4 protein-coding genes are annotated in these 26,619 nt (G+C 64.8%); 3 read left to right on the forward strand and 1 reads right to left on the reverse strand.

What is annotated here, in order from left to right; translation table 11 throughout:
• The 3 genes from NQL71_RS02820 (at window position 1) to NQL71_RS02830 (ending at window position 23,858) form a co-directional block, all read left to right on the forward strand.
• The gene (locus tag NQL71_RS02820; RefSeq protein WP_274642238.1) at window positions 1-10,983 is read left to right on the forward strand and encodes a non-ribosomal peptide synthetase; all 10,983 of its coding nucleotides are present in this window, start codon (window positions 1-3) and stop codon (window positions 10,981-10,983) included.
• Window positions 10,983-22,739, forward strand: a complete 11,757-nt coding sequence (locus NQL71_RS02825; RefSeq protein WP_274642239.1) for a non-ribosomal peptide synthase/polyketide synthase — start codon at window positions 10,983-10,985, stop codon at window positions 22,737-22,739. The genes NQL71_RS02820 and NQL71_RS02825 overlap by 1 nt, the downstream gene beginning before the upstream one ends.
• Before the next feature lie 162 nt (window positions 22,740-22,901).
• Window positions 22,902-23,858 (forward strand): alpha/beta hydrolase, encoded by a 957-nt coding sequence (locus tag NQL71_RS02830; protein WP_274642240.1) that lies wholly within the window; start codon window positions 22,902-22,904, stop codon window positions 23,856-23,858.
• A gap of 160 nt (window positions 23,859-24,018) precedes the next feature.
• On the opposite strand, the gene NQL71_RS02835 is transcribed toward NQL71_RS02830, so the two are convergent.
• The gene (locus tag NQL71_RS02835; RefSeq protein WP_274642241.1) at window positions 24,019-26,487 is read right to left on the reverse strand and encodes a TonB-dependent siderophore receptor; all 2,469 of its coding nucleotides are present in this window, start codon (window positions 26,485-26,487) and stop codon (window positions 24,019-24,021) included.
• Between the last annotated feature and the right edge of the window lie 132 nt (window positions 26,488-26,619).

The raw sequence follows: 26,619 nt of genomic DNA on the forward strand, positions 1-26,619 counted from the left end.
ATGAATGCTGAAGACTCCTTGAAACTTGCTCGCCGGTTTATCGGGTTGCCCCTGGAAAAGCGCCAGCTGTTCCTTGCGGCCTTGCACAAGGAGGGCGTGGATTTCGCCCGTTTTCCGATTCCTGCCGGGGTAGAGGCCGAGGATCGCCAGGCGCTGTCGTACGCCCAGCAACGCATGTGGTTTCTCTGGCGGCTGGACCCGCAAAGCGGCGCCTACAACTTGCCGGGTGCGGTGCGCCTGAGCGGTCGTCTGAACCTGGCGGCGCTGGAGCAGGCATTCGCCAGCCTGGCGGCGCGCCATGAAACCTTGCGCACGGTGTTCGCCCCCCAGGCCGACGATAGCCTGCTGCAAGTGCCAGCCACGGCGCCGCTGGTGATCGCCCAGGACGACTTCAGCGCCTTGCCAGCCAGCGAGCGCGAGAAGGCCGTGGCCGAGGCCGCCGCGCAGCAATCGGTGCTGCCATTCGACCTGGGCACTGGCCCGCTGCTGCGCGTCACAGTGCTCAAGCTGGCCGAACAGGAACACGTCCTGCTGCTGACCCTGCACCACATCGTGTCCGACGGCTGGTCGATGAACGTGCTGATCGACGAGTTCGTCCGCTGCTATGACGCCTTCGATGTCGGCAAACAACCACAACTGGCACCCTTGCCGATCCAGTACAGCGACTACGCCCTGTGGCAACGCCGCTGGCTGGAGGCTGGCGAGCAGGCGCGCCAACTCGACTATTGGCAAGCGCAGCTGGGCGACGAGCATCCGGTGCTGGAACTGCCCCTCGATCACCCGCGCCCGGCGATGCCGAGCTATCGCGGCACCCGCTACGAATTCGCCGTCGACGGGCAACTGGCCGAACAACTGCGGGCCACCGCGCAGAAGCACAACATCACTTTGTTCATGCTGCTGCTTGGCGCCTTTAACGTGCTGCTGCACCGCTACACCGGGCAGACCGACCTGCGCGTCGGCGTGCCGATCGCCAACCGCAACCGCGCCGAAATCGAAGGGCTGATCGGTTTCTTCGTCAACACCCAGGTGCTGCGCACGCAACTGGACGGGCAAACCCGGGTCGACGAACTGCTGCGGCGCATCAAGGAAACCGCGCTGGGCGCCCAGGCTCACCAGGACCTGCCATTCGAGCGCCTGGTCGAAGCGCTGAAACTGGAACGCAGCCTCAGCCACACGCCGCTGTTCCAGGTGATGTACAACCATCAGCCGCAGGTCGCGGATATCTCCACGGTGACCACGGCGTCCGGCCTGGCACTGGGCATGATCGAGTGGCAAGGGCGTACCACGCAGTTCGACCTGACCCTCGACACCTACGAGAAAGGCGGCAAGCTGCACGCCGCGCTGACCTACGCCAACGACCTGTTCGACGCCGCGACCATTGCGCGCATGGCGCAACACTGGACGCGTTTGCTGCAAGGCATGGTCAGCGATTCGCAACAGTGCATCAGTGATTTGCCTCTGCTGGAGCAGGCCGAATACCAGCGCATCGTCCACGACTGGAACCGCGCTGATGAAAGCTTTGCGCAGGATCTGTGCATTCATCAGCTGATCAGCCAGCAAGTGGCTGCAAGTCCTGATGAATTGGCCGTGACCTTTGCGGACAAGCAACTGACCTACAACCAACTCGACCAGCAAGCCAATCGCCTGGCCCACAAGCTGATCGAACTCGGCATCGGCCCGGAAGTGCGGGTCGGCGTGGCCATGCAGCGTTCCGAGCAACTGCTGGTCGCCTTGCTCGCGGTGCTCAAGGCTGGTGGCGCCTACGTGCCGCTGGATCCGGATTATCCGGCCGAGCGGGTCGCCTACATGCTCGAAGACAGCCGCGCGCGGGTGCTGGTCACGCAGCGGGCCGTCGCCGAATCGTTGAGTGTGAGCGCAGACACTCAAGTCCTGCTGATGGACGAGATCCAGTCGCTAGCCGCCTACCCGCAAAGCGCCCCGGTCACCCGCGTCACCCCGGACAACCTGGCCTACGTGATCTACACCTCCGGCTCCACCGGAAAACCCAAGGGCGTGGCGATTGCCCATCGCAACGTCCTGGCGCTGATCGACTGGTCCGGATCGGTGTACTGCCGCGACGACATCCAGGGCGTGCTGGCCTCGACGTCGGTGTGTTTCGACCTGTCGGTCTGGGAGCTGTTCGTCACCCTGGCCAACGGTGGGTCGCTGATCATCGCCCGCAACGCCCTGGAATTGCCGCACCTGCCGGCCCGGGATCACGTGCGCCTGATCAACACCGTGCCGTCGGCGATCAACGCGCTGCAACGCGACGGGCAGATCCCGCCGAGCGTGCGCATCATCAACCTGGCCGGTGAGCCGTTGAAGCAGAGCCTGGTGGAGGCGCTGTATCAACAGCCGACCGTCGAGCATGTCTACGATCTGTACGGCCCGTCGGAAGACACCACCTATTCCACCTGGACCCGTCGCGAAGCCGGTGGCTGCGCCAGCATCGGCCGCCCGCTCAAGCACACCGCCAGTTATCTGCTCGACGCCGACCTGCAACCGGTGCCCCAGGGCGTGTCCGCCGAGCTGTACCTGAGTGGCGCGGGCATCACCCGTGGTTACCTCGCACGGCCGGGCCTGACCGCAGAAAAGTATGTCCCCAACCCGTTTTCCAGCACCGGCGAACGCCTGTACCGCACCGGCGACCTGACCCGCTATCAGGCCGAGGGCACCCTGCAATACGTCGGCCGTGTCGACCATCAGGTCAAGGTCCGTGGCTTTCGTATCGAGCTGGGGGAAATCGAAGCGCGGCTGTTGCAGCAGGAGGCGGTGCGCGAACTCGCGGTGCTGGCCCAGGACGGCGCCAGCGGTCAGCACCTGGTGGCCTACATCGTGCCCAACGATTCGGCAGTGCTCGGCGACAGCGATGGGCAAGCGACCCTGCGTGAATCCCTGAAAGCCGCACTGCGCCAGCACCTGCCGGACTACATGGTCCCGGCGTTCCTGCTGTTCCTCGGGCAACTGCCGTTGACCCCCAACGGCAAGCTCGACCGCAAGGCGTTGCCAGCGGTGGACGGCAGCCAGCAGCAACGCGAACACGTCGCGCCACGCAGTGCCCTGGAAAAGCTCCTCGCCGCGATCTGGCAGGACGTGTTGGCCATCGACAACGTCGGCCTGGAAGACAATTTCTTCGAACTGGGCGGCGACTCCATCGTCTCGATGCAAGTGGTCAGCCGCGCGCGCCAGGCCGGCATCCTGCTCAGCCCCAAGGATCTGTTCCAGCACCAGACCATCCGCAGCCTCGCCCAAGCGGCACGCACTGGTGAGCAATCGCAGGTCGATCAAGGCCCGGCGGGTGGCGCCGTGGCGCTGGCGCCGGTGCAACAATGGTTCTTCGAACAAGACATCCCCGAGCGCCAGCATTGGAACCAGTCGCTGTTGCTGATTGCGCGCGAGCCGTTGAACGTCGAGGTGCTGGATCGCGCCCTGGAACAATTGCTCACCCAACACGACAGCCTGCGCCTGCGGTATGCACAGGTGGAAAACGGGTGGCAGCAAACCTACTCAGCCCCGACCGCGGAGTCAGTGCTGTGGCAACGTCAGGCGCAATCGGTCGAGCAGCTCAACGCCCTGTGCGACGAAGCCCAGCGCAGTCTCGACCTGCAAAATGGCCCCTTGCTGCGCGCGCTGTGGGTGGCGATGGCTGATGGCTCTGAACGTTTGCTGCTGGTGATCCACCACCTGGCGGTGGACGGCGTGTCCTGGCGCGTGCTGCTCGAAGACCTGCAGCACTTCTACAATGGCGGCGCCGCACCGGCGAAAACCAGCAGCTATCAGCGCTGGGTCGCGCGCTTGCAGGATCATCTGCCAGCCTTCGAACACAGCCGCGGCCACTGGCACGCCCAACTGCGACACGCGCCAAAAGACCTGCCGTGCGAGCGCCCGGATGGCGCCCTGGAAAACCGCTTCGAGCACAAACTCGAACTCAAGTTCGACACCGAGCAAACCCGCAAGCTGCTGCAACAGGCCCCGGCGGCTTACCGCACCCAGGTCAACGACCTGCTGCTGACCACGCTGGCCCGCACCGTTTGCCGCTGGAGCGGGCAGGGCAGCACGCTGATCCAGCTCGAAGGCCATGGCCGCGAAGACCTGTTCGACGACGTCGACCTGACCCGCAGCGTCGGCTGGTTCACCAGCCTGTTCCCGGTCAACCTGACACCCGCCGTTGAGCTCGGCGCATCGATCAAATCCATCAAGGAGCAATTGCGCAACGTCCCGGACAAAGGCCTGGGCTACGGCGCTCTGCGCTACCTCGGTACGCCTGAAGTACGCGCCGAACTGGCGGCACTGCCGCAACCGCGTATCACCTTCAATTACCTGGGGCAGTTCGACCGGCAGTTCGATGAAGGCGCGTTGTTCACCCCGTCCACCGAAGGCAACGGCATCGCCCAGGACCCGACGGCACCCCTGGGCAACTGGCTGGTGGTCGAAGGCCGGGTCTATGGCGGTGAGCTGTCCCTGAGCTGGGGCTTCAGCCGCGAGATGTTCGACACCGCGACCATCCAGCGTCTGGCCGACGATTACGCGCTGCAGCTCAACGCCTTGATCGAGCACTGCTGCACGCTGCCGGCGCCGCAGGCCACACCTTCGGACTTCCCGTTGGCGCGGATCGATCAGGCGCAGCTCGATGCATTGCCGATGAATGTCGCGGCCCTCGAAGACCTCTACCCGCTGTCGCCGATGCAGCAGGGCATGCTCTTTCACACCCTGTACGAGCCGCAGGTCGGCGCCTACATCAGCCAGCTGCGCCTGGACATCGGCGGCCTGGACAGCGAGCGCTTCGCTCGCTCCTGGCAGGCGGCGCTCGAGCGTCACGACATCCTGCGCAGCAGCTTCCACTGGCAAGGTCTGGACGTTGCACATCAGGCGATAACCCGTCAGGTGACGTTGCCGCTGCAAGTGCTGGAAGCAACCGATACCGACGCCCTGGCCGATGCCGAACGTGCGCAAGGTTTTGAGCTGGGCACGGCACCGCTGTTTCGCTTGAAACTGGTGCGTATCGGCACGGACGCCTGGCACCTGATCTACACCAGCCACCACATCCTGATGGACGGCTGGAGCAACGCGCAGTTGCTCGCCGAAGTCATCCAGCGCTACGCCGCCGGGCAATCGCTACCGGCGCCAACGGGGCAGTACCGCGATTACCTGGGCTGGTTGCAGCAGCAATCGACCGTCGCTGGCGAGCAGTTCTGGAAGGCTGCCCTGGCACCACTTGAAGCACCGACGCTGCTGGCCGAAGCCTTGCGCCCACCGGTCGGCGGCGAGGGCAGCGGGGAGCATCGCGTAGCCCTCGACAGCTGTGCGACCCAGCGCCTGGCCGAGTTCGCCCGGCAGCAGAAAGTCACCCTCAACACCGTGCTGCAAGCAGCGTGGAGCCTGTTGCTGCAGCGCTACACCGGCCAGGATTGCGTGGTGTTCGGCGCCACAGTGGCCGGGCGTTCGGCACCGTTGCCGGGCATCGAAGAGCAACTCGGGCTGTTCATCAACACGCTGCCGCTGGTGTGCGCGATGACACCGGAGCAGAGCGTCAGCCAGTGGCTCGGCGAGTTGCAAGGCCTGAACCTGGCCATGCGCGAGTTCGAGCATGTGCCGCTGTACGACATTCAGGGCTGGGCGGGGCAGCAGGGCTCGGCGCTGTTCGACAGTTTGCTGGTGTTCGAAAACTTCCCGGTCGCCCAAGCGCTGAAGCAGGGCGCACCGGCAGGGTTGTCGCTCGGCAATTTGCATAACCACGAACGCACCCATTATCCGCTGACCCTGGGCATCGAAATGGGCGAAGCCCTGAGCCTGGATTTCAGCTACGACGCGGCGCGTTTCAGCGCCACTCAAGTCGCCCAACTGTCGGCCAATTTGCAGCACCTGCTGACGCAATTGGTGGCCTCGCCGGACGCGGCGCTGGGTGCGCTGGAACTGCTCGGTGCCGACGGCAAGAGTGCGGTACTCGCCATCAGTCAATCGACGGCGGTCGAGTTATCCACAACGCTGCTGGTCCACGAACAGATCGCCCTCCAGGCCGCCGCTGCCCCTGATTCACTGGCGTTGCAGGCCGACGGCCAGACCCTCAGCTACGGCCAGCTCAATGCCCAGGCCAACCGCCTGGCTCATCGCCTGATTGACAACGGTGCCGGTCCCGGCAAGCGTGTCGGCCTGGCGTTGCGTCGCGGTCCGCAGTTGATCGTCAGCTTGCTGGCGGTGCTGAAAAGCGGCGCGGCCTATGTGCCGCTGGACCCCAAACTCCCGAGCGAGCGCCTGGCGTACATGGTTGAGGACAGCCGTCTCGACCTGCTGCTGTGCGAGACCGGTCTGCTGGAAGACCTGGCGTTGCCGGTGGGACTGGCACGCCTGTGCTTCGATGACAGCGCCAGTTATCCACATGGCAATCCGCAGAACTGCGCGATCGCCGCAGACCTGGCCTACATCATCTACACCTCCGGCTCCACCGGCCAACCCAAAGGCGTGGCCATCGCCCACGACGCATTACGCGAGTTCTGCCAAACCGCTGCCTATTACTCGAGGTTGACGAAAGCGGACCGCGTACTGCAATTCGCCACCTTCAGTTTCGACGGTTTCGTCGAGCAGTGCTTCCCGGCGCTGTGCGTCGGCGCGGCGTTGATCATGCGCGGCGATGAGCTGTGGGACGCTGGCCGACTGGCCAGCGAAATCGTCGATCAGGGCGTAACCCTGGCCGACCTGCCCGCCGCCTACTGGTTCCTGCTGGCCGGTGAATGTGCCAGCGGTGCGGTGCGCACCCTCGGCGCCTTGCGCCAGGTGCACGTCGGCGGCGAAGCGATGTCGGTGGAAGGCCTGCGCCTGTGGCACCAGGCCGGTCTTGGCCACGTGCGCCTGCTCAATACCTACGGGCCGACCGAAGCGACGGTGGTGTCCAGCGTGCATGAGTGCCGTCTGGACGATGCCAGTGATGCATTCGGCATCCCGATCGGTCGCGCCATCGCCGGTCGAGCGCTCTATGTGCTGGACGCGGCCGGACAGTTGCTGCCGGCCGATGGCGTCGGCGAGTTATGCATCGGCGCGCCGGCCTGCCTGGCGCAAAGTTATTTCGACCGTCCGGCGTTGACTGCCGAACGTTTCCTGCCGGACCCGTTTGCCCGTAAGCCGGGCGCGCGCCTGTACCGCAGCGGCGACCTGGCGCGCTACAACGCCAGGGGCGATCTGGAATACGTCGGGCGTATCGACCATCAGGTGAAAATTCGCGGTTTGCGCATCGAGATGGGCGAGATCGAGGCGTGTCTGCAAGCCCGGGAAGAAGTGCGTGAAGCCGCCGTCATTGCCCAGGACGGCACGCAATTGGTGGCCTACGTCGTGGCCAGTGCTCCGGTGGTTTCCCAGGTCGAGTACCTGCAGGGGCTCAAGACTGTCCTGCAACAGTCGCTGCCGGAATACATGGTGCCCAGCCACATGGTCCTGCTGGACAAGTTGCCGCTCAACAACAACGGCAAGCTCGACCGCAAGGCCTTGCCACGTGCTGAGTTCGGCGCTGCACAACGGGCCTTCGTTGCCCCGGCCGCAGGCCTGCAAATGCAACTGGCGCAGATCTGGCGGGACGTGTTGCAGGTCGAACAGGTGGGCCGCGACGACAACTTCTTCGAGCTGGGCGGCCATTCGTTGCTGGTGCTGCAAGTGATCTCGCGGGTGCGCCAGCAACTGAACCTCGAACTGTCGGTGAGCAGCCTGTTTTCCGCCACGAACCTGGCGTCGTTCGCCGAGCGCGCGGCACTTGCCGACACCAGCGCCCAGCCACAACTGCAACGTGCTGCGAATGACCAACCACGGATGCTGTCCTACGCCCAACAGCGCCAGTGGATTCTCTGGCAACTGGAGCCACAGGGCAGCGCCTACAACATTCCGGCGGCCCTGCGCCTCAGGGGCGTGCTGAACCGCCAGGCCCTGCGCCAGGCCTTCCTGCAATTGCAGGCCCGTCACCAGACCCTGCGCACCACCTTCGAACAGGACGGCCAGCAGGCGCGAGCGTTGCTGCACACGGAACTGGCGTTGCAACTGAGTGAACGGCAACTGGACGAGTCGTCGGTCGACGCCGCCGTGGCCGAAGAAATCGCCCGCCCGTTCGACCTGCGCAACGGTCCGCTGTGGCGGGCGTTGCTGTTGCAGGTCGGCGCCGAGGAGCATGTGCTGGTGCTCACCGTGCACCACATCGCTGCCGACGGCTGGTCGATGCAGGTCATGGTCGACGAGTTCAGCGCCTTGTATCAGGCGGCTGTGCAAGGGCGTGCGGCCAGCCTGGCGAGTCTGCCGGTGCACTACAGCGACTATGCCCGCTGGCAGCGCGACTGGCTGGAGGCCGGCGAGGGCGCGCGGCAACTGGCGTGGTGGCGCGAGCAGCTGGATGGCAGCCAGGCGCCACTGGAATTGCCGAGCGAACTGACGCGCCCGGCCCGGCGCAGTGAGCGCGGCGCCAGCCTGACGCTGAACGTTGATCGCCCACTGCTGGCCGGTTTGCGCGAGCGAGCGCAGCAACAGCACGTGACGCTGTTCATGCTGTTGCTGGCCAGTTTCCAGACCTTGCTGCACCGCCAGAGCGGGCAGTCGGGCATCAGCGTCGGCGTGCCGAGTGCCGGCCGTTCGCGCCTGGAAACCGAAGGCCTGATCGGCTTCTTCATCAATACCCAGGTGCTGCGTGCCGAGATCGACGGGCAGCAACCGTTCAGCACCTTGCTGCAACAGGTCAAGCAGCTCGCACTGGATGCCCAGGCGCATCAGGACGTGCCGTTCGAGCAACTGGTGGAGGCCCTGCAGCCGGATCGCAGCCTCAATCACAGCCCCTTGTTCCAGGTGCTCTACAACCACCAGCAACAAATGGGCGCGAGTGTCGAGCGCGAGGTCGCCGGCCTGCTGGTCGAGCGCCTGCACTGGCAGCAACACAGCGCGCAATTCGACCTGGTGCTCGATACCCAGGAGCAGGGCGACACACTCACCGCCAGCCTGAGCTACGCCACCGACCTGTACGACGCGGCCTCGATGCAGCGCTTCGCCGAGCAGTGGCTGAACCTGTTGCGCGCGGTGGTTGCCGATCCGCAGCAGCGCGTCGCTGAACTGCCGTTGCTGCAAGCGCCGCATTACGACGGCTTGATCCAGCACTGGAACCCGGCGTTCGAAGCGCAAGCGCCATCGCCAACCTTGCATCAGCTGTTCGAAGCCCAGGCTGCGCAACGCCCGGACGCTATCGCATTGTCCTGCGAAGGCGAACAACTCACTTATGCCGCACTCAACGCCCAGGCCAACCGCCTGGCGCGCCAGCTGCGTGAGCAGGGCGTTGGTCCGGAAGTGCGGGTGGGTATCGCCACCGAGCGGGCGATGCCGCTGGTGGTCGGCTTGCTGGCGATTCTCAAGGCCGGTGGCGCCTACGTGCCGCTCGATCCGCAATACCCGGCCGAGCGCCTGAGCTACATGATCGAAGACAGCGGCATCACGTTGTTGTTGACCCAGGCTCACCTGATCGATGGCTTGCCCGCCCGGGAAGGCGTGCAGGTCCTCGACCTGGCGGCGCTGCAACTGGACACCTGCAGCGCCGACAACCTGGCGCCGTTGGCGATGCCGGACAATCTCGCCTACGTGATCTACACCTCCGGCTCCACCGGCCGGCCAAAGGGCGCCTTGCTCAGCCATGGCAACGTCGGGCGCCTGCTTACGGCCACCGCGGCCGAATTCAGTTTCGGCGCCGACGATGTCTGGACCCTGTTCCACTCCTATGCCTTCGATTTCTCGGTGTGGGAGCTGTTCGGTTCACTGTGCACCGGTGGGCGCCTGGTGATCGTGCCGTATTACATCAGCCGCGAGCCCCAGGCGTTCCACCGCCTGCTCTGCGATGAAGGGGTGACGGTGTTGAACCAAACCCCATCGGCCTTCCGCCAGTTGTTGCCGATCGCCTGCGCCAGCCCACGCCAAATGGCGTTGCGCCAGGTGATTTTCGGCGGCGAAGCCCTGGAAGTGGCCAGCCTGCGTCCCTGGTTCGAACGCTTCGGCGACCGGCAGCCGACCCTGGTGAACATGTACGGCATCACCGAAACCACGGTGCACGTGACCTACCGCGCGATCCGCCTGGCCGACCTCGACGGCAAGGCCCAGAGCCCGATCGGCCTGCCGATCCGCGACCTGCGCTGGTACCTGCTCGACGGCCAATTGCAACCGGTGCCGGTGGGCGTGGCGGGGGAGTTGTACATCGCCGGCGCCGGCCTGGCGCGCGGTTACCACGGGCGTTTCGGCCTCACCGCCGAGCGTTTTGTGCCGAGCCCGTTCGATGCGGCCCAGCGCCTGTATCGCAGCGGCGACCTGGCGCGCCAGCGCGCCGACGGCAGCATCGACTACCTGGGGCGCATCGACCAGCAAGTAAAGATCCGTGGCTTCCGCATCGAACTGGGCGAGATCGAAGCCGCGCTGCTGGCACAACCGGGCGTGCGCCAGGCAGTGTTGAGCGTGCAGGCCACTGACGCAGGACCACAGCTGTGCGCCTATGTCGTCGCCGACCAAACCCCGCACGACCCCATCGCCTGGCGCGACCACCTGCGCGCCGCGCTCAAGGTCGACCTGCCGGACTACATGGTGCCCAGCCACTGGCTGTTGCTTGATGCCTTGCCGCTGACCAGCAACGGCAAGCTCGATCGCAAGGCCTTGCCGCTGCCGGCTGCCGAGCACTGGCAGCGAACTTTCGAGGCCCCCGAGGGCAAGCTCGAACAGCAACTGGCGGCGATCTGGGCCGAGGTGCTGGGCGTGGCGCAGATCGGCCGGCGCGACAACTTCTTTGATTTGGGCGGGCATTCGCTGCTCGCCGCCCAGGCCAGTGCCCGTGTGGAACTGGAGCTGGGCATCGAGCTGCCGCTGCGCGCGCTGTTCGAAAGCAACGACCTTCAGGCTTATGCCGCCAACGCAGGGCAACAAGCCCCGACTGACAACGATGCCCGTCTGGATGCGCTTGAGTCGCTGCTGGACGAGATGGAGATCAACTGATGGAACACAGCACCGCCTCGCGTATCGCCACCCGCTTCGCTGGCCTGCCGGCCGACAAGCGCCGCGAGTTTCTGACAAAGATGCAGGAGCAGGGCGTGAGCTTCGGCCAACTGCCGATCCCGTCCACCGCCGGGCTGCAAGCGAGCTTCGAACTGTCCTATGCGCAGCAGCGCCAGTGGTTCCTCTGGCAGCTCGACCCGCAGGGCAGCGCCTACAACATTCCCGCGGCCTTGCGTTTACAGGGGCCGCTGAATGTCGCGGCGTTGCAGCAGAGTTTCGATGTCTTGCTGGAGCGGCATCAGAGCCTGCGCAGCCGATTTGTCGAGGATGACGGCCAGGTGCTGCAGACCTTGGCCACGTTCACCACGCTCCCCATCGAGCAGCACGACCTGCGCGGCGAGCCCGAGGCCCAGCGCTTCGCATCAGCAATGAAAAAGGTCGAGCAGGAAATCGCCCGCCCGTTCGATCTGCAACAGGGCCCGCTTCTGCGCGTCAACCTGTTGCAGCTGGATGCCGAGGACCATGTGCTGGTGCTGACCCTGCACCACATCGTCACCGATGGTTGGTCGATGGGCGTATTGGTGGAGGAGTTTTCCCAGCTGTATGCCGCCCATTGCCAGGGCCGCAGCGCGCAGCTGCAAGCGCTGCCGATCGAGTATTCGGACTACGCTGCATGGCAGCGACGCTGGATGGAAGCCGGCGAGCTTGAGCGTCAACTCGATTGGTGGCGTGGCAAGCTCGGCAGCGAGCAGCCGCTGCTGGAATTGCCGACCGATCGCCCGCGTCCTGCACAACCGAGCCAGCGCGGTGCGCGTCTGGATTTCGCCCTGGATGCGGATTTGGCCAGCGGTTTGGTGAATCTGGCCAAACAGCGCAGCGTCACCCCGTTCATGCTGTTGCTCGCCAGTTTCCAGGCCTTGCTCTATCGCTACAGCGGCCAGGCCGACCTGCGCATCGGCGTGCCGATCGGCAACCGCAATCGCGCCGAGACCCGTGGCCTGATCGGCTTCTTCGTCAACACCCAGGTGATGCGTGCCGAACTCGACGGGCGACTGCCGTTCACCGAGTTGCTCGACCAGACCCGCGCCTTTGCCCTGGATGCCCAGGATTACCAGGACTTGCCGTTCGAACGCCTGGTGCAGGCCCTGCAAGGCGAACGCAGCCTGAGCCACAGCCCGTTGTTCCAGGTGATGTTCAACCACCAACAGGCCAAGCCCGCCGCCGTCAGCGGCTTACTCGCCGGCCTGCGGGTCGAGGCGTTGAACGCCACGGCGCACACCACGCAATTCGACCTGCAACTGGACACCCAGGAACAGGGCGACCAACTGTTCGCCAGCCTGACCTACGCCACCGACCTGTTCGACGCCGAGCGCATCGAGCACCTGGCCCGGCACTGGCGCAACCTGCTGGCCGGGGTACTGGCCAACCCGCACACGCCGCTGGCCGAATTGCCGTTGCTGGAGGCCGACGAGCGCCTGCGCATCCTCGACGACCTCAACGACACCGCTCAGGTCTATCCGGGCGAAGTCTGTGTGCAGCGGCATTTCGAAGCACGGGTGCTGGACAATCCCCAGGCGACGGCGCTGGTGTTTCAGGGCCAGTCCTTGAGCTACGCCGAGCTGAACCTGCGCGCCAACCGCCTGGCCCACCACTTGCGCGCCCAGGGTGTCGGCCCGGAAGTGATCGTCGGCATCGCCTGCGACCGTTCGCTGGAAATGGTCGTCGGCCTGCTGGCGATTCTCAAGGCCGGCGCTGCCTACGTGCCGCTGGACCCGGAATACCCCCCCGATCGCCTGAGCTACATGATCGAAGACAGCGGCATCACACTGCTGCTGACCCAGGAGCATCTGCTGGTGCAATTGCCGACCCCGGACCACGTGCGCACCCTGTGCCTGCACGGCGATGCCGATTGGTTGAGCGAGTTGCCGGGCAGCGATTTGCCCAACCTGGCCGTGGCGGAAAACCTCGCCTACATGATCTACACCTCCGGTTCCACCGGCAAACCCAAGGGCGCCGGTAACCGCCATGTGGCGCTGCACAACCGTATCGAATGGATGCAGGAAGCCTATAACTTGCAGCCCACGGACCGTGTGCTGCAGAAAACCCCGTTCAGTTTCGACGTGTCGGTGTGGGAGTTTTTCTGGCCGTTGATGAAAGGCGCCACCCTGGTGATCGCCGCGCCCGGTGAGCATCGCGATCCGCAACGCCTGGCCGCGCTGATCGTCGAGCAGGCGATCACCACGCTGCACTTCGTGCCGTCGATGCTCGCGGCGTTCATCGCTGCCGACGAAGCCCTGGCCTGCACGACCCTGACCCGCATCATCTGCAGCGGCGAAGCGCTGCCGATGGAGCTGCAACGCCAGACCCTGCGGTGCCTGCCGCAAGCCTACCTGTACAACCTGTATGGCCCGACCGAAGCGGCCATCGACGTGACCCACTGGACCTGTGTGGAAGAGGGCCGCGACAGCGTGCCGATCGGCCGACCGATCGCCAACCTGCGTACCTTTATCCTCGACAGCGAACTGCAACCCCTGCCGCTGGGCGCGGTGGGTGAGTTGTACCTCGGTGGCGTCGGCCTGGCCCGCGGTTATCACCGTCGTGGCGCACTGACCGCCGAACGTTTTGTGGTCGACCCGTTCGGCAGCGGCGAGCGCTTGTACCGCACCGGTGACCTGGCGCGCTACCGCGCCGATGGTGCCATCGACTACTGCGGGCGGATCGACCACCAGGTGAAGATTCGCGGCCTGCGCATCGAACTGGGAGAGATCGAAGCGCGCCTGCAAGAACATGTCGACGTGCAGGAAGCCGTGGTGCTGGCCCTCGACGGCCCGAGTGGCAAACAACTGGTGGCCTACATCGTGCCCCAGGATCGCGGGTTGCTTGACGCTGATGCGGCCCGGCAAGGTAACTGGCGCGAAACCCTGAAAAGCCATCTGCTCGGCAGCCTGCCGGACTACATGGTGCCGGCGCAGACCGTGCTGATCGAGCAGATGCCCCTGAGCCCCAACGGCAAACTCGAGCGCAAGCGCCTGCCGGCACCGACCACGCAGGTCAGCCAGCGCGCGTTCGAAGCGCCGTGCAGCGAACACGAGCGCGTGCTCGCGCAGATCTGGCAGGACGTGCTGGGGGTGGAGCAGGTCGGACGTCAGGACAATTTCTTCGAACTGGGCGGTGACTCGATCATTTCCATCCAGGTGGTCAGCCGCGCCCGCCGTGCCGGCCTGAGCCTGCAGCCGCGCGACCTGTTCCAGCAGCAGACATTGCAAGCGCTGGCGGCGGTGGTGAAAGAACAGACCGCCCCCGTGGCGCATCAAGGACCGGTGGACGGCGGGCAAATCCTCACGCCGATCCAGCGCTGGTTCTTCGAAGAACCGATCCCCCAGCGCGCCCACTGGAACCAGGCGATATTGCTATCGCCGCGGGAAACCCTCGAACTGTCGCGCCTGCAAGGTGCCCTGCAACGTGTGCTCAAGCAGCACGATGCCCTGCGTTTGCGTTTCAGCCAGGTTGACGGCCAATGGTCGGCGCGCTATGTCGGCGCCGACAGTGCCGATGTCATCGACATGCTCTGGACCGCCCGCGTCGCTAGCGATGCGTCGCTCGAGTCGGTGTGCGATGAAGCCCAGCGCAGCCTCAGCCTGCCAGACGGGCCGCTGTTGCGCGTGGCGCTGATCGCCCAGGCCGATGGTTCCCAGCGCTTATTGTTGGTGATCCACCATTTGGCGGTGGACGGTGTTTCCTGGCGCGTGCTGCTGGAAGATTTGCAGGCTGCGTATCAAGGCGAAGAGCTGCCGCCGAAGACCAGCGCCTTCCAGGCCTGGGCGGAGAAACTCGATAGCTACGCACGCTCCAAAACCGCCACCGACGAACTCACCTGGTGGCAAGCGCAACTGGCCGGGGCCAGCGATTCGTTGCCAGCGGCCAACACGCAAGCAAGCCAGGCCGGGCATCTGCGCCAGGGCGTGAGTATCGGCCTGGACCGCGTGCAAACCGCCCAACTGCTGCAACGGGCCCCGGCGATCTACCGCACCCAGGTCAACGACCTGCTGCTCACCGCACTGGCCCGCACCCTCAGTCGCTGGACCGGCCACGAGTCAGCGCTGATCCAGCTCGAAGGCCATGGCCGCGAAGAGCTGTTCGACGACATCGACCTGACACGCACCGTCGGCTGGTTCTCCAGCCTGTTCCCGGTGCGCCTGACGCCGACGGCCGACCTCGGTGGTTCGATCAAGGCGATCAAGCAGCAACTGCGCGAGATTCCCGGCAAAGGCCTGGGCTACGGTCTGTTGCGCTACATGAGCGATGCGGTGACGCAATCGACTCTGGCCGCATTGCCCCAGGCGCGAGTGACTTTCAATTACCTCGGCCAGTTCGACCAGAGCTTTGCCGAGGACGCGCTGTTCACCCCGGCTGGCGAATCCAGCGGTGCTGCGCAATCGGCCGATGCGCCGTTGCCCAACTGGCTGTCGGTGGACGGTCAGGTGTATGGCGGCGAACTCAAACTCGACTGGACCTTCAGCCGCGAATGCTTCGACCTGCGCGACATCGAAGCCCTGGCGAACGATTTCCGTGCTGAACTGCTGGCCCTGATCGAGCATTGCCTGAGCCCTGGCGCGGGCGGCGTGACCCCGGCGGATTTCCCGTTGGCCCGACTGACCCAGGCGCAACTCGATGGCCTGCCAGTGCCGCCGGCGCAGATCGAAGACGTGTATCCGTTGTCGCCGATGCAGGCGGGTTTGTTATTCCACAGCCTGTACGAGTCGGATTGCGGCGCCTACGTGAACCAGCTCAGCGTCGAGGCTCGCGGTCTCGATGGCGAACGCCTGGGGTGTGCCTGGCAAGCGGTGCTCGACAGCCACGCGATCCTGCGCAGCAGCTTCCATTTCCCCGAAGGTTTCGAGGCGCCGGTGCAACTGGTGCATCGTCATCTGCAATTGCCACTGACCTGCCTCGACTGGCGCGGCCGCGATGATCAGGCCGAGGCGCTGGTGCAACTGATCGACAGCGAGCGCCTGCAACTGGATTCGACCCGGGCGCCGCTGATGCGCCTGACCCTGGTGCGCCTGGACGACGAGCGTCAGCAACTGATCTACACCCACCATCACCTGTTGCTCGATGGCTGGAGCAACTCGCTGCTGTTGAGCGAAGTGCTGCAGCGTTATGCGGGGCAAGCGGTCCAGGCGCCGACCGGGCGATTCGCCGACTACATCGGCTGGTTGCAACGCCAGGATGCGCAAACGGACGAACTGTTCTGGCGCGGGCAGTTGGCGAGCCTCGACAATCCGACGCTGTTGGCCCAGAGCCTCGCTAATGTCGACAGCAAGGCGGACGCAGGCTTTGCCGACCACCGCCAGACCTTCGACGTCGCCATCAGCCAGCGCTTCAGCGACTTTGCCCGTCAGCAGAAAGTGACCCTCAACACCCTGGTGCAAGGGGCCTGGGCGCTGTTGTTACAACGCTACAGCGGCCAACGCAGCGTGGCGTTCGGCGCCACCGTGGCCGGTCGCCCGGTGGATCTGCCGGGGGCGGAAAGCCAGCTCGGCCTGTTCATCAACACCTTGCCAGTGATCAGCAGCCCGGACGCCCTCGAAAGCGTCGAGCAATGGCTGACGCGCTTGCAGGCGCAAAACCTCGAGCTGCGCGAGCACGAATTCACCGCCCTGGGCGACATTCAGCGTTGGGCCGGGCGTGCCGGCGAGCCGCTGTTCGACAGCCTGCTGGTGTTCGAAAACTTCCCGGTGGCTGAAGCCTTGCAGCAAGGCGCACCGGCCGGGTTGAGCTTCTCGATCCCGCAGAACCACGAGCGCACCAACTTCCCGCTGACCCTGGCGGCCACCGCCGAAAATCAGCTGAGCCTGAACTGGAGCTACCAGTGCAGTCATTTCAGCCATGCGGCGATTGTGCGCATGAGTGAGCACCTGGCGGCATTGCTGGCGGCCATGGTGGCGGCGCCGCAGGCGGCCTTGAGTGAGCTGGACATGCTCACCGCGCCAGAACGCACCCAGCAATTGCTGGCGTGGAACCCGCCGTTCACCGCGCAGGAAAACCCGCTGTGCGTGCATCAACTGATCGAGGCCCAGGCCGTTATCCGGCCAGACGCCACGGCGTTGATCTTCAACGACCTGGAATTGACTTTCGACCAGCTCAACCGCCGCGCCAACCGCCTGGCCCACCACTTGCGTGGGCGCGGTATCGGCCCGGAAGCGCGGGTCGGCCTGGCCATGCAACGTTCGCCAGAGATGATCATCGGCCTGCTGGCGATCCTCAAGGCCGGCGGCGCCTACGTGCCGCTGGACCCGGCCTACCCGGCGGAGCGCCTGCGTTACCTGATGGACGACAGCGGCATTTCCCTGCTGATCAGCCAGTCCTGGCTGCGGGAAAAACTGCCATTGCCCGAAAGCCTGGCGGTGCTGGACATCGACCGCGAGCCGCTGGAATTCATGGCGGACAGCAACCCGGTCAACCTGACCTGCGGCGAAAACCTCGCCTACCTGATCTACACCTCGGGCTCCACCGGCCGGCCGAAAGGCGTCAGCGTGGCCCACGGTCCGTTGGCCATGCATTGCCTGTCGATTGGCGAGCTGTACGGCATGACCCCGGACGACCGCGAACTGCAATTCGCCTCGATCAGCTTCGACGGCGCCCACGAGCGCTGGCTGACACCGCTGGTGTTCGGTTCGGCGGTGATGCCCCGCGACGACGAGTTGTGGAGCGTGGAGCGCACCTGTGCCGAAATCGAAAAGCACGGCATCACCATCGCCTGTTTCACCCCGAGTTACCTGGCGCAAATCGCCGATTACATGGGCGAAGCCGGGCGCAATCTGCCGATCCGTTCCTACACCCCGTGCGGTGAGGGGATGGCCAAGCATGCCTTCGACGAGGTCCAGCAAGTCCTGCAACCCAAGCGCCTGATCAACGGCTATGGCCCGACCGAAACGGTGATCACGCCGCTGATCTGGCTGGCTTATCCGGATACCGAATTCGACTCGGCGTTCATGCCGATCGGTCGCCCGGTGGGTAACCGCAGCGCCTACATCCTCGACGGCGGCCTGCAGCCGTTGCCGGTCGGCGTGGCGGGTGAGTTGTACCTGGGCGGCGAGGGCGTTGCCCGGGGTTATCACCAGCGTCCGGACCTCACCGCCGAGCGTTTCGTGCCGGACCCGTTCGTGCCGGGGGCGCGCCTGTACCGCAGTGGCGACCTGGCACGCTTCCGTGCCGACGGAGTGGTCGAATACCTCGGCCGTATCGACCAGCAAGTGAAGATTCGCGGCTTCCGCATCGAACTCGGCGAAATCGAAGCCTGCCTGATGGAACACGAAGGCGTACGTGAAGCCTTCGTCATCGACCGCGAAGGCCCGGTGAGCCGTCAACTGGTCGGCTACGTGGTGCCGCGCGATCCGCTGGCCGACGAGCAGGGCCTGCATGAGGCACTGACCGCGCACCTGCGCAGCCGTCTGCCGGCGCACATGTTGCCGGCGCACCTGGTGTGCCTGGCGGCCTTGCCGCTGACGCCGAACGGCAAGCTCGACCGTCAGGGCCTGCCGGCACCCGAGGCCACTCGGCAGCATCAGGATCAGGTGGCCGCCGCGTCGCTGGCCGAAGCCCTGCTGGTGGAGATCTGGCAGGAGCTGCTGGGCCTGGAATCGGTGGGCGTGACTGAAAACTTCTTCGAACTGGGTGGTGACTCGATCATCTCGCTGCAGGCGGTGAGCCGTGCCGGGCAACGTGGGCTGGTGTTCAGTCCCAAGCAGTTGTTCGAGCAGCAGACCATTCGTGCACTGGCCGCGGTGGCGAGCTCTCGTGAAGCCGCGTTGGTCGAAGCGCCAGCCGTCGAGGCATTTGCGCTGGTGCCACAGATCGAAGTGGCCGCCCGTGAGGGGCTGCAAGACTTGTATCCGCTGTCGCCGATGCAACAGGGCATGCTGTTCCATTGCCTCGAATCGCCGCAGCTCAACCCCTACGTCAATCAGTTGAGCGTGGCGGTGGACGGCTTGCAGGTGCCGCGATTCCGCGCAGCCTGGCAAGCCTTGATCGAGCGCCATGAAGTATTGCGCGCCGCATTCCGCTGGCGCGACGGCCTGGCCGATCCGCTGCAGGCGGTGTTCGCCAGCGTCGAGTTGCCGATCGAAGAACTCGACTGGCGTGAGCGTAGCGACACCGAACAGGCGCTGAGTGAACTGGCGGCCGCCGAACAGGCCAAGGGTTTCGACCTGAGCTGCCCGCCGCTGATGCGCTTTGTGCTGGTGCGCCTGGGCGAAGACCGCTACCAGATGATCTGGATCTACCATCACCTGCTGTTGGACGGCTGGAGTGCTTCGCGCTTGCTGGGCGAGATGCTGCGCCTGTACCACCACGACAGCCTGCCTGCGCTGACCGGGCGTTACGCCGACTACATCGCCTGGCTGCAACACCAGGACGAGGCACAGGCGGAAGGCTTCTGGCGTGAGCGCCTGGCGTCCCTCGAAGCGCCGACCATCCTGGCCACGGCATCGGGTGCCACAGGCTCCGGCCATGGCGTGATGTACAGCGACCTCGACGCCCAGGCGACGCGCAAGTTGCACAGCTTCGCCAAGCGTCAGCGCGTCACCCTCAACACTCTGGTTCAAGGCGCGTGGCTGTTGCTGCTGCAACGTCATACTGGCCAACGCAGCGTGGCCTTCGGCGCCACGGTGGCGGGGCGGCCGACGGGGCTGGCCGGTGCCCAGGACATGCTCGGCCTGTTCATCAACACCCTGCCGGTGATCCAGACCCTCGACCCGCAACAGCCACTGGGCGAGTGGCTGCGCGACCTGCAGGATTACAACCTGGCGGTGCGCGACTACGAACACACCCCTTTGTCCGACGTCCAGCGCTGGGCCGGGCAGGGTGGCCAGGGCCTGTTCGACAGCATCATCGTTTTTGAAAACCATCCAGTGGACCGTGCCTTGCGCGGCGGCGAGGAAGGCGAACTGCGCTTTGCCGAAGTCGGCAGCGGCGGCGTCACCAACTTCCCGATGGACCTGATGGTCAGCGCCAACGACGAAGGCCTGGAAGTCGAATACCTCTACCTGCGCGATCGCTTCAGTGAACAGGAGGTGCAGCGGATTCGCGCGCAGATGGAAGGTTTGCTGCGGGCATTACCGGAGGATGCTGACTGCCTGCTCGGCAATATCGGTCTTGCGGACGCGCGTCTAAGCCTGCCGCAAGCCTGCAGCGACGACGGCGATCTGCTGCATAGCTTCCATCAGCATGTGCGCAGCCAGCCGCAGAAAGTCGCCTTGTTCTGCGAGGATCGCGAACTCAGTTATGCCGATCTTGAAGCCCAGGCGAATGCGCTGGCGCAGCAATTGATCGGTCGTGGCGTGGGTCCGGAAAGCATGGTCGCGGTGGCCTTGCCTCGCTCGGAACGCACCATCGTCGCGTTCCTCGCCGTGCTCAAGGCTGGGGCGGCGTATCTGCCGCTGGACCTGTCCTACCCGGCCGAGCGCCTGGCCTACATGCTCAGCGATTCGGCCGCCAACCTGTTGCTGTGCGACAGCGACCTGGGTGATCGCTTGACCCTGGCTGACAGCCCGCCACGTCTGTTGCTCGATCAACTGAGCGTTGCCGGCAGCACCGAGTGCCCGGTTATCAATCCGTTACCGGGACATCTGGCGTACCTCATCTACACCTCCGGCTCCACCGGCCTTCCCAAGGGCGTGGCGGTGGAACGTGGACCGATTGCCCGGCATTGCCGCGGCATCATCGACCTCTACGAACTGGCGCCCCGCAGCCGCGAACTGCACTTCATGTCGTTCGCCTTCGACGGTGCCCAGGAACGCTGGCTGAGTGTGCTGTTGGCCGGTGGCAGCCTGGTGATCCGCGAAGACAACCTGTGGACCCCGGAACACACCCTGGAAATGCTGCATCGCCACGGCGTCACTGTCGCCTGCTTCCCGCCGGCGTACCTGCAACAGATGGCCGAAGTGGCCGAGCGCCTGGGCAATCCGCCGGCGGTTGAGGTGTATTGCTTTGGCGGCGATGCGGTGCCGGATGCCAGCTTCGAACAGGTCAAGCGCACCTTGCGCCCGCAGCGCCTGGTCAACGGTTACGGCCCGACCGAAACCGTGGTCACGCCGTTGCTGTGGCGTGCCGAAGCCAGCGAAACCTGCGAGGCGGCCTATGCGCCGATTGGTCGTGGCGTGGCGGGCCGTGGCCTGTACATCCTCGACGCTGACCTCAACCCGTTGCCGGTGGGTGTCAGCGGCGAGTTGTACCTGGGCGGTGAATGCCTGGCGCGGGGTTATCACCAGCGGCCGGGCCTGAGCGCCGAGCGCTTCATTGCCGATCCGTTCGAAGCCGGTGGGCGCATGTACCGCACCGGAGACCTGGTGCGCCAGCGCGAGTGCGGCTTGATCGACTACCTTGGGCGGCTCGACCAGCAAGTGAAGATCCGCGGTTTCCGTATCGAGTTGGGCGAAATCGAAGCCCGTCTGCGTGACTGCGCTGGAGTGCAGGATGCCGCCGTGGTGGTGCACGACACGCCGACCGGTAAACAGCTGGTCGGTTATGTGGTGGCCGCGGCCGCTACCGGGCTGGATCGACGCTTGAAGACCGATCTGCAAGCGCAGTTGCCGGACTACATGGTGCCGGCGCGGATCCTCGTGCTGGAGCGCTTCCCGCTGTCGGCCAACGGCAAGCTCGACCGTCGCGCACTGCCCGTACCGGAATGGGCGCTGGGCGGCTACCGCGCGCCGCGCAATGGGCTGGAACGCGCATTGGCGACGATCTGGCAAGAGGTGTTGGGCGTGCCGCAAGTGGGCATCGACGACAACTTCTTTGAACTCGGTGGCGACTCCTTGCAAGTGCTCAAAGTCATCTCGCGGGTGCGCAGCCAGCCGCAGCTGGGCTTCGAACTGAAACTGCGCGACCTGATGCAGAAACCCTGCATCGCCGAACTCAGCGGCTATCAAGTCGCAGAACCGGCACAAGCGCCGGACCCGCTGCTGGCGCTGAATGGCCGGGTCAGCAAAGTGCCGGCGCTGTTCTGCCTGCACGCCGGTTTCGGCACGGTGTTCGACTACGAGCCACTGGCCCGTCGCCTCGAAGGCCGGCGCACGGTGTACGGCCTGCAATGTCGCATGCTCCTCGACCCGCAGTGGCAGGACCTATCGCTAGCGGCCATGGCCCAGGCCTATGCTCAGCGAATCCGCACGCAACAGCCGCAAGGGCCGTACTACCTGCTTGGCTGGTCGTTGGGTGGCGCGTTGACGCAACTGGTTGCCCATGAACTGGAATCCCAAGGGCAGACGGTGGCGTTCGCCGGGCTGGTCGACAGTTATGTGGCGGGTACGGCGCAAGCGGGGGACTGGCGCGAAGATCTGGCGGACTTCCTGAAGTTTGTCCTCGGTCAACCGTCTGTAGAAGCACAGGCCTTGATTGCCTCGAAAACCACAGGCCTGAACGAACGCGAAGGCGCCGCCGTGGTGATCGAAGCAGCCATGCACGGCGCCAATGGCCATGCGGCGTTGGGCGCCAGTGAACTGACGCAGATCTTCGCCACCGGTTCGTCGCTCAAACAGCTTGCGCTGTTGCAGCGGCAACTGCCGAAGATTCATGTCGCGGCCCATCGCTGGTGGGTGGCCGGGCGCGAGGATGAACGCCGGGTGTTCGAAGCCCAGGTCGGCCATCACGGCACCGATCGTTTGTTGGCGGGCGGTCACTACGAGCTGTTGCGCAGCGACGAATTACTAGACGCCCTCGAACACCTATTGGAGCGCACCCCAACCACCGCCTGACAACACGATCCACTGTAGGAGCTGGCTTGCCAGCGAAGGTCGTTAACGATGACGCTTTTTGATTGGTAAAAAGCGGCGCTCTCGAGTCCTTCGCTGGCAAGCCAGCTCCTACAGGGGGCCGGGTTGATTACATCTACCTCATTGTGCAAAGGATTCGCCCCCATGGCCCTACTGCCAGAACTTGAAGCTTTCCTCGAACTCGCCGAGTTCGGCCGCCTGACCGGCAAAAGTCGCCCGATGCACGAACAGACCCCGCAACAGGCGCGCATCGACTTCGAAGCCTCCTCTGGCTTTCTCGATACGCCGATTGACCATATCGCCTGCGACAACTTCACCATCCCCGCCCGCGACGGCCACAGCCTCGCCGCACGCCTGTATCGCGACGGCCAAACCGTCGACGGCCTGCAACCGGTGATGCTGTACTTCCACGGCGGCGGCTACGTGGTCGGCAGCCTCGACTCCCACGACGCCCTGTGCCGGCGCCTGGCGGCCCAGGGTAGTTTCGCCGTGCTGACCGTGGATTATCGCCTGGCGCCAGAATGGCGCTTCCCGACTCCGGTACAGGACGCCTGCGACGCCGGCAACTGGCTGCTACGCGAAGGCGCAACCCGCCGCCTGGACGCCACACGGGTGGCCCTGGCCGGCGACAGCGTCGGTGCAACACTGGCCACAGTGCTGTCGATCATCTCTGTTCGCGACCCACAGGAACTCGCGCTGAAACCCAAGGCGCAATTGCTGGCATACCCCGTCACCGACACCACCACCCACCGCGCCTCACACCGGGATTTTGCCGAGGGCTACCTGCTGGAAACCCCGACCCTTGACTGGTTCTACACCCACTACGCCCGCACCCCCCAAGACCTCGCCGACTGGCGCTGCTCGCCGCTGCTGGCCGAGGATCTGTCGGGCTTGGCCCCGGCACTGGTGTACCTGGCCGGCTTTGACCCGTTGCGCGATGAAGGGGTGGCGTATGCCGAGCGTTTGCGGGCGGCGGGGAATGAGGTGACGTTGTTGGAGCAGCCGGGCATGACTCATGACTTTTTGCGGATGGCGGGGTTGCTGGGGGAAGTGGAGGGGATTCACGTGGAAGTGGCGGGGTGGGTGCGGTCGTGGTTGTGAGCTGCCGGTTTCCCACAGATTGCCCTGGTGATCATGCTGGGGGAACTGGCGGTGAATCGGGCGTTGGATCGGATTGCTCCGGTTGAATAGAAGATCAAAAGATCGCCCATGAAAAATGCCCGCATCTCTCGACGCGGGCATTTTTTGTTTCAGCTCAATCTTAGAAGTCGTACTTCGCCGTGACCTGCATGTTGCGCGGCTCGCCGTAGAAGGTGGTGCCGAAGTTGCCAAGGCCGGTCAGGTAGCGTTTGTCGAAGACGTTGTTGGCGTTGACGGTGAAGCTCAGGTGGTCGTCATACTTATACCGGGTCATCAGGTCGACGAGGGTGTAGCCACCTTGCTTGAGCGAGGTGCTGCCGTCGGTAGGGCTGAAGCTCTGGCCGTAGAATGCGCTCTGCCAGCTGACGCCGCCACCGACGGTGAACTGGTCCAGCGCGCCGGGCAGGCGGTAGGTGGTGAAGGTGCGGATGACGTGTTCCGGTTTGCTGGTGGCCAGCGGGAAACCGTAGATGCGCTGGTGATCCTTGTCGCGGGTGCGGGCATAGGTGTAGCCGGCCGATACGTTCCAGTCCTGGGCCAGTTCGCCGGCCATTTCCAGTTCCACGCCGTTGGTGGTGGCGCCGGAAGTGGCTTTGTAGACGTCCTGGCCGGTGGTGGTGTCGGTGGTGACGTACTGGGCGACGTTGTCCTGCTCGATGCGGAAGAAGGCCAGGGAAGTGTTCAGCTTGCCTTCGAAGTAGGCCGCTTTCAGGCCGGTTTCGTAGCTGTCGCCTTCAACCGGATCCAGGGTCTTGCCGCTGGCGTCCTTGTAGATTTGCGGCTGGTAGATACTGGTGTAGCTGGCGTAGGCCGAGTAGGTATCGTTGAGGTCATAGACCACACCGGCGTAAGGCGTGACGACGCCGTGTTCCTTGTAGCTGGCGTGGGTGTCGGCCAGGCCGGCACCGGGGTAGTAGGTGTAGTCCTCGTTGTACTTGTAGGTGCTGACGCGGCCGCCGAGGATGAACGACAGGTCGTCGGTCGGGCGCAGGCGGGTGGCCAGGTAAGCGCCGTTCTGGCTCTGGGTGCGTTCGTACTTGCCGTTTTTCGGGAAGTCCGGTTTCGCGATATGGCCCGTCCAGTCAAAGATATTGCCCGGTACCAGTCCATCGGAGTCGGTGGGGGTTCCATAGGTTGCGCCGGTCTGACGGGAGTGGGAGGTCATGAAACCTGCCACCAGTTCATGTTCGCGACCGCCCAGAGAAAAAGGGCCGGAGACGTTCACGTCAGCGGTGTTCTGCACGCGATGGCCTTCCCAATGCCCCTGGTAAAAGAACATGCCCTCGCCGGTGTCGCGGTCCGGGTAACCGCCGCTGGCCGAGGCCAGTTGGGTATCGTGATCGGTGGTCTTCTGGTCGAAGCTGGCCTTGAGTTTCCAGTCGTTGGCCAGGGCTTGCTCGAGGGTCGCGAAGTAGGTGGTGCTGTCGAAGTCACGACGGCTCCAGTCGGCGCCCGGGTTGAAACCTCGGGAAAATTCGGTACGACCGCCGTCGGCATAGTACGGCGCGTTGCCGGTCCAGGAACTGCCGCGGGGGGTGGCGCTGGAGTTGTCGACGCCCAGGGTCAGCAGGGTGTCTTCAGTCAGGTCGGCTTCGAGCACACCGTAGAACAGGTCTTTCTTCTGGCTGTAGTGGTCGATGTACGAATCCTTGTCCTGCAAGGCGCCCACCACGCGACCGCGCACGTTACCGGATTCGGTCAGCGAGCCGGAAACATCGCCTTCGGTGCGGTAGTTGTCCCAGTAGCCGGCAGTGGCGCTGACCGAGGCCTTGAATTCCTTGGTGGGTTTCTTGCGGATCAGGTTGACCGTGGCCGCCGGGTCGCCGGCGCCGGTCATCAGGCCCGTCGCGCCCTTGATGACTTCGATGTGATCGAGGCTGGCAGCGTCATCGCTGTTGTTGGGGTTTTCACCGTAGACGCCGTCGTAGGGAATGTTGACGCCATCGTACTGAAAGTTGGTGATGGCAAAGCCTCGGGCGGAAAACTCGGTACGGTCGCTGTCGTACTTCTGGGTGGTGATACCCGGGGTGTTGCGCAGCGCATCGGCGACGCTCGTCACGCCGCGGTCGTCCATCTGCTGGCGGGTGACCACTGTCACCGATTGCGGGGTTTCGCGAATGGTCAGCGGCAGCTTGGTGGCGGTGGTGGTCGCGCCCGTGGTGTAGGAGTCGGTGCCTTCAGTGGTCAGGCCCAGGGCCTGGCCGGAAATGGTGGTGGCGCCCAGTTGCAGGCTCGACGAGCCGCCAGACACCAGCGTCACGCTGTTGCCGTTGATCTGGAAGGAAATGCCGGTGCCCTTGAGCATCTCGGCCAGGGCCGCGGAAGGCTCCAGCGAGCCGGACACCGCTCGGGACTTGATGCCGGCGACCTGGTCCGGGCTGTAGAGGATCTGCAGGTTGGTCTGCATGCCCAGCTGGGTCAGGGCGCTGGCCAGCGGCTGAACCGAAATACTGACTTTCACAGGTGCCGCATTGGCCATCGAGCTCCCCAGCAAGGTGGCGGTCAGCAGAACGCTGGTCAACAGGGTTTTATGCAGTGACGGGCGCTGTACGGCCAGCGCAAGAGGTGTACGGCGTGGAAGAGATCGCATTACTTGCCTGTGCTCCTGAAAAAGTGTTGTGTGAATTTATTGTTAATGGGAATGATTATTAAGACGGGGCGCTGACAGGAAACCGGAAAAGAAACCGGAAAAAAAAGAAAAACCTGTGGGAGCGAGCCTGCT

It is taken from the genome of Pseudomonas serbica, assembly GCF_028823535.1.
Lineage (GTDB): Bacteria > Pseudomonadota > Gammaproteobacteria > Pseudomonadales > Pseudomonadaceae > Aquipseudomonas > Aquipseudomonas serbica.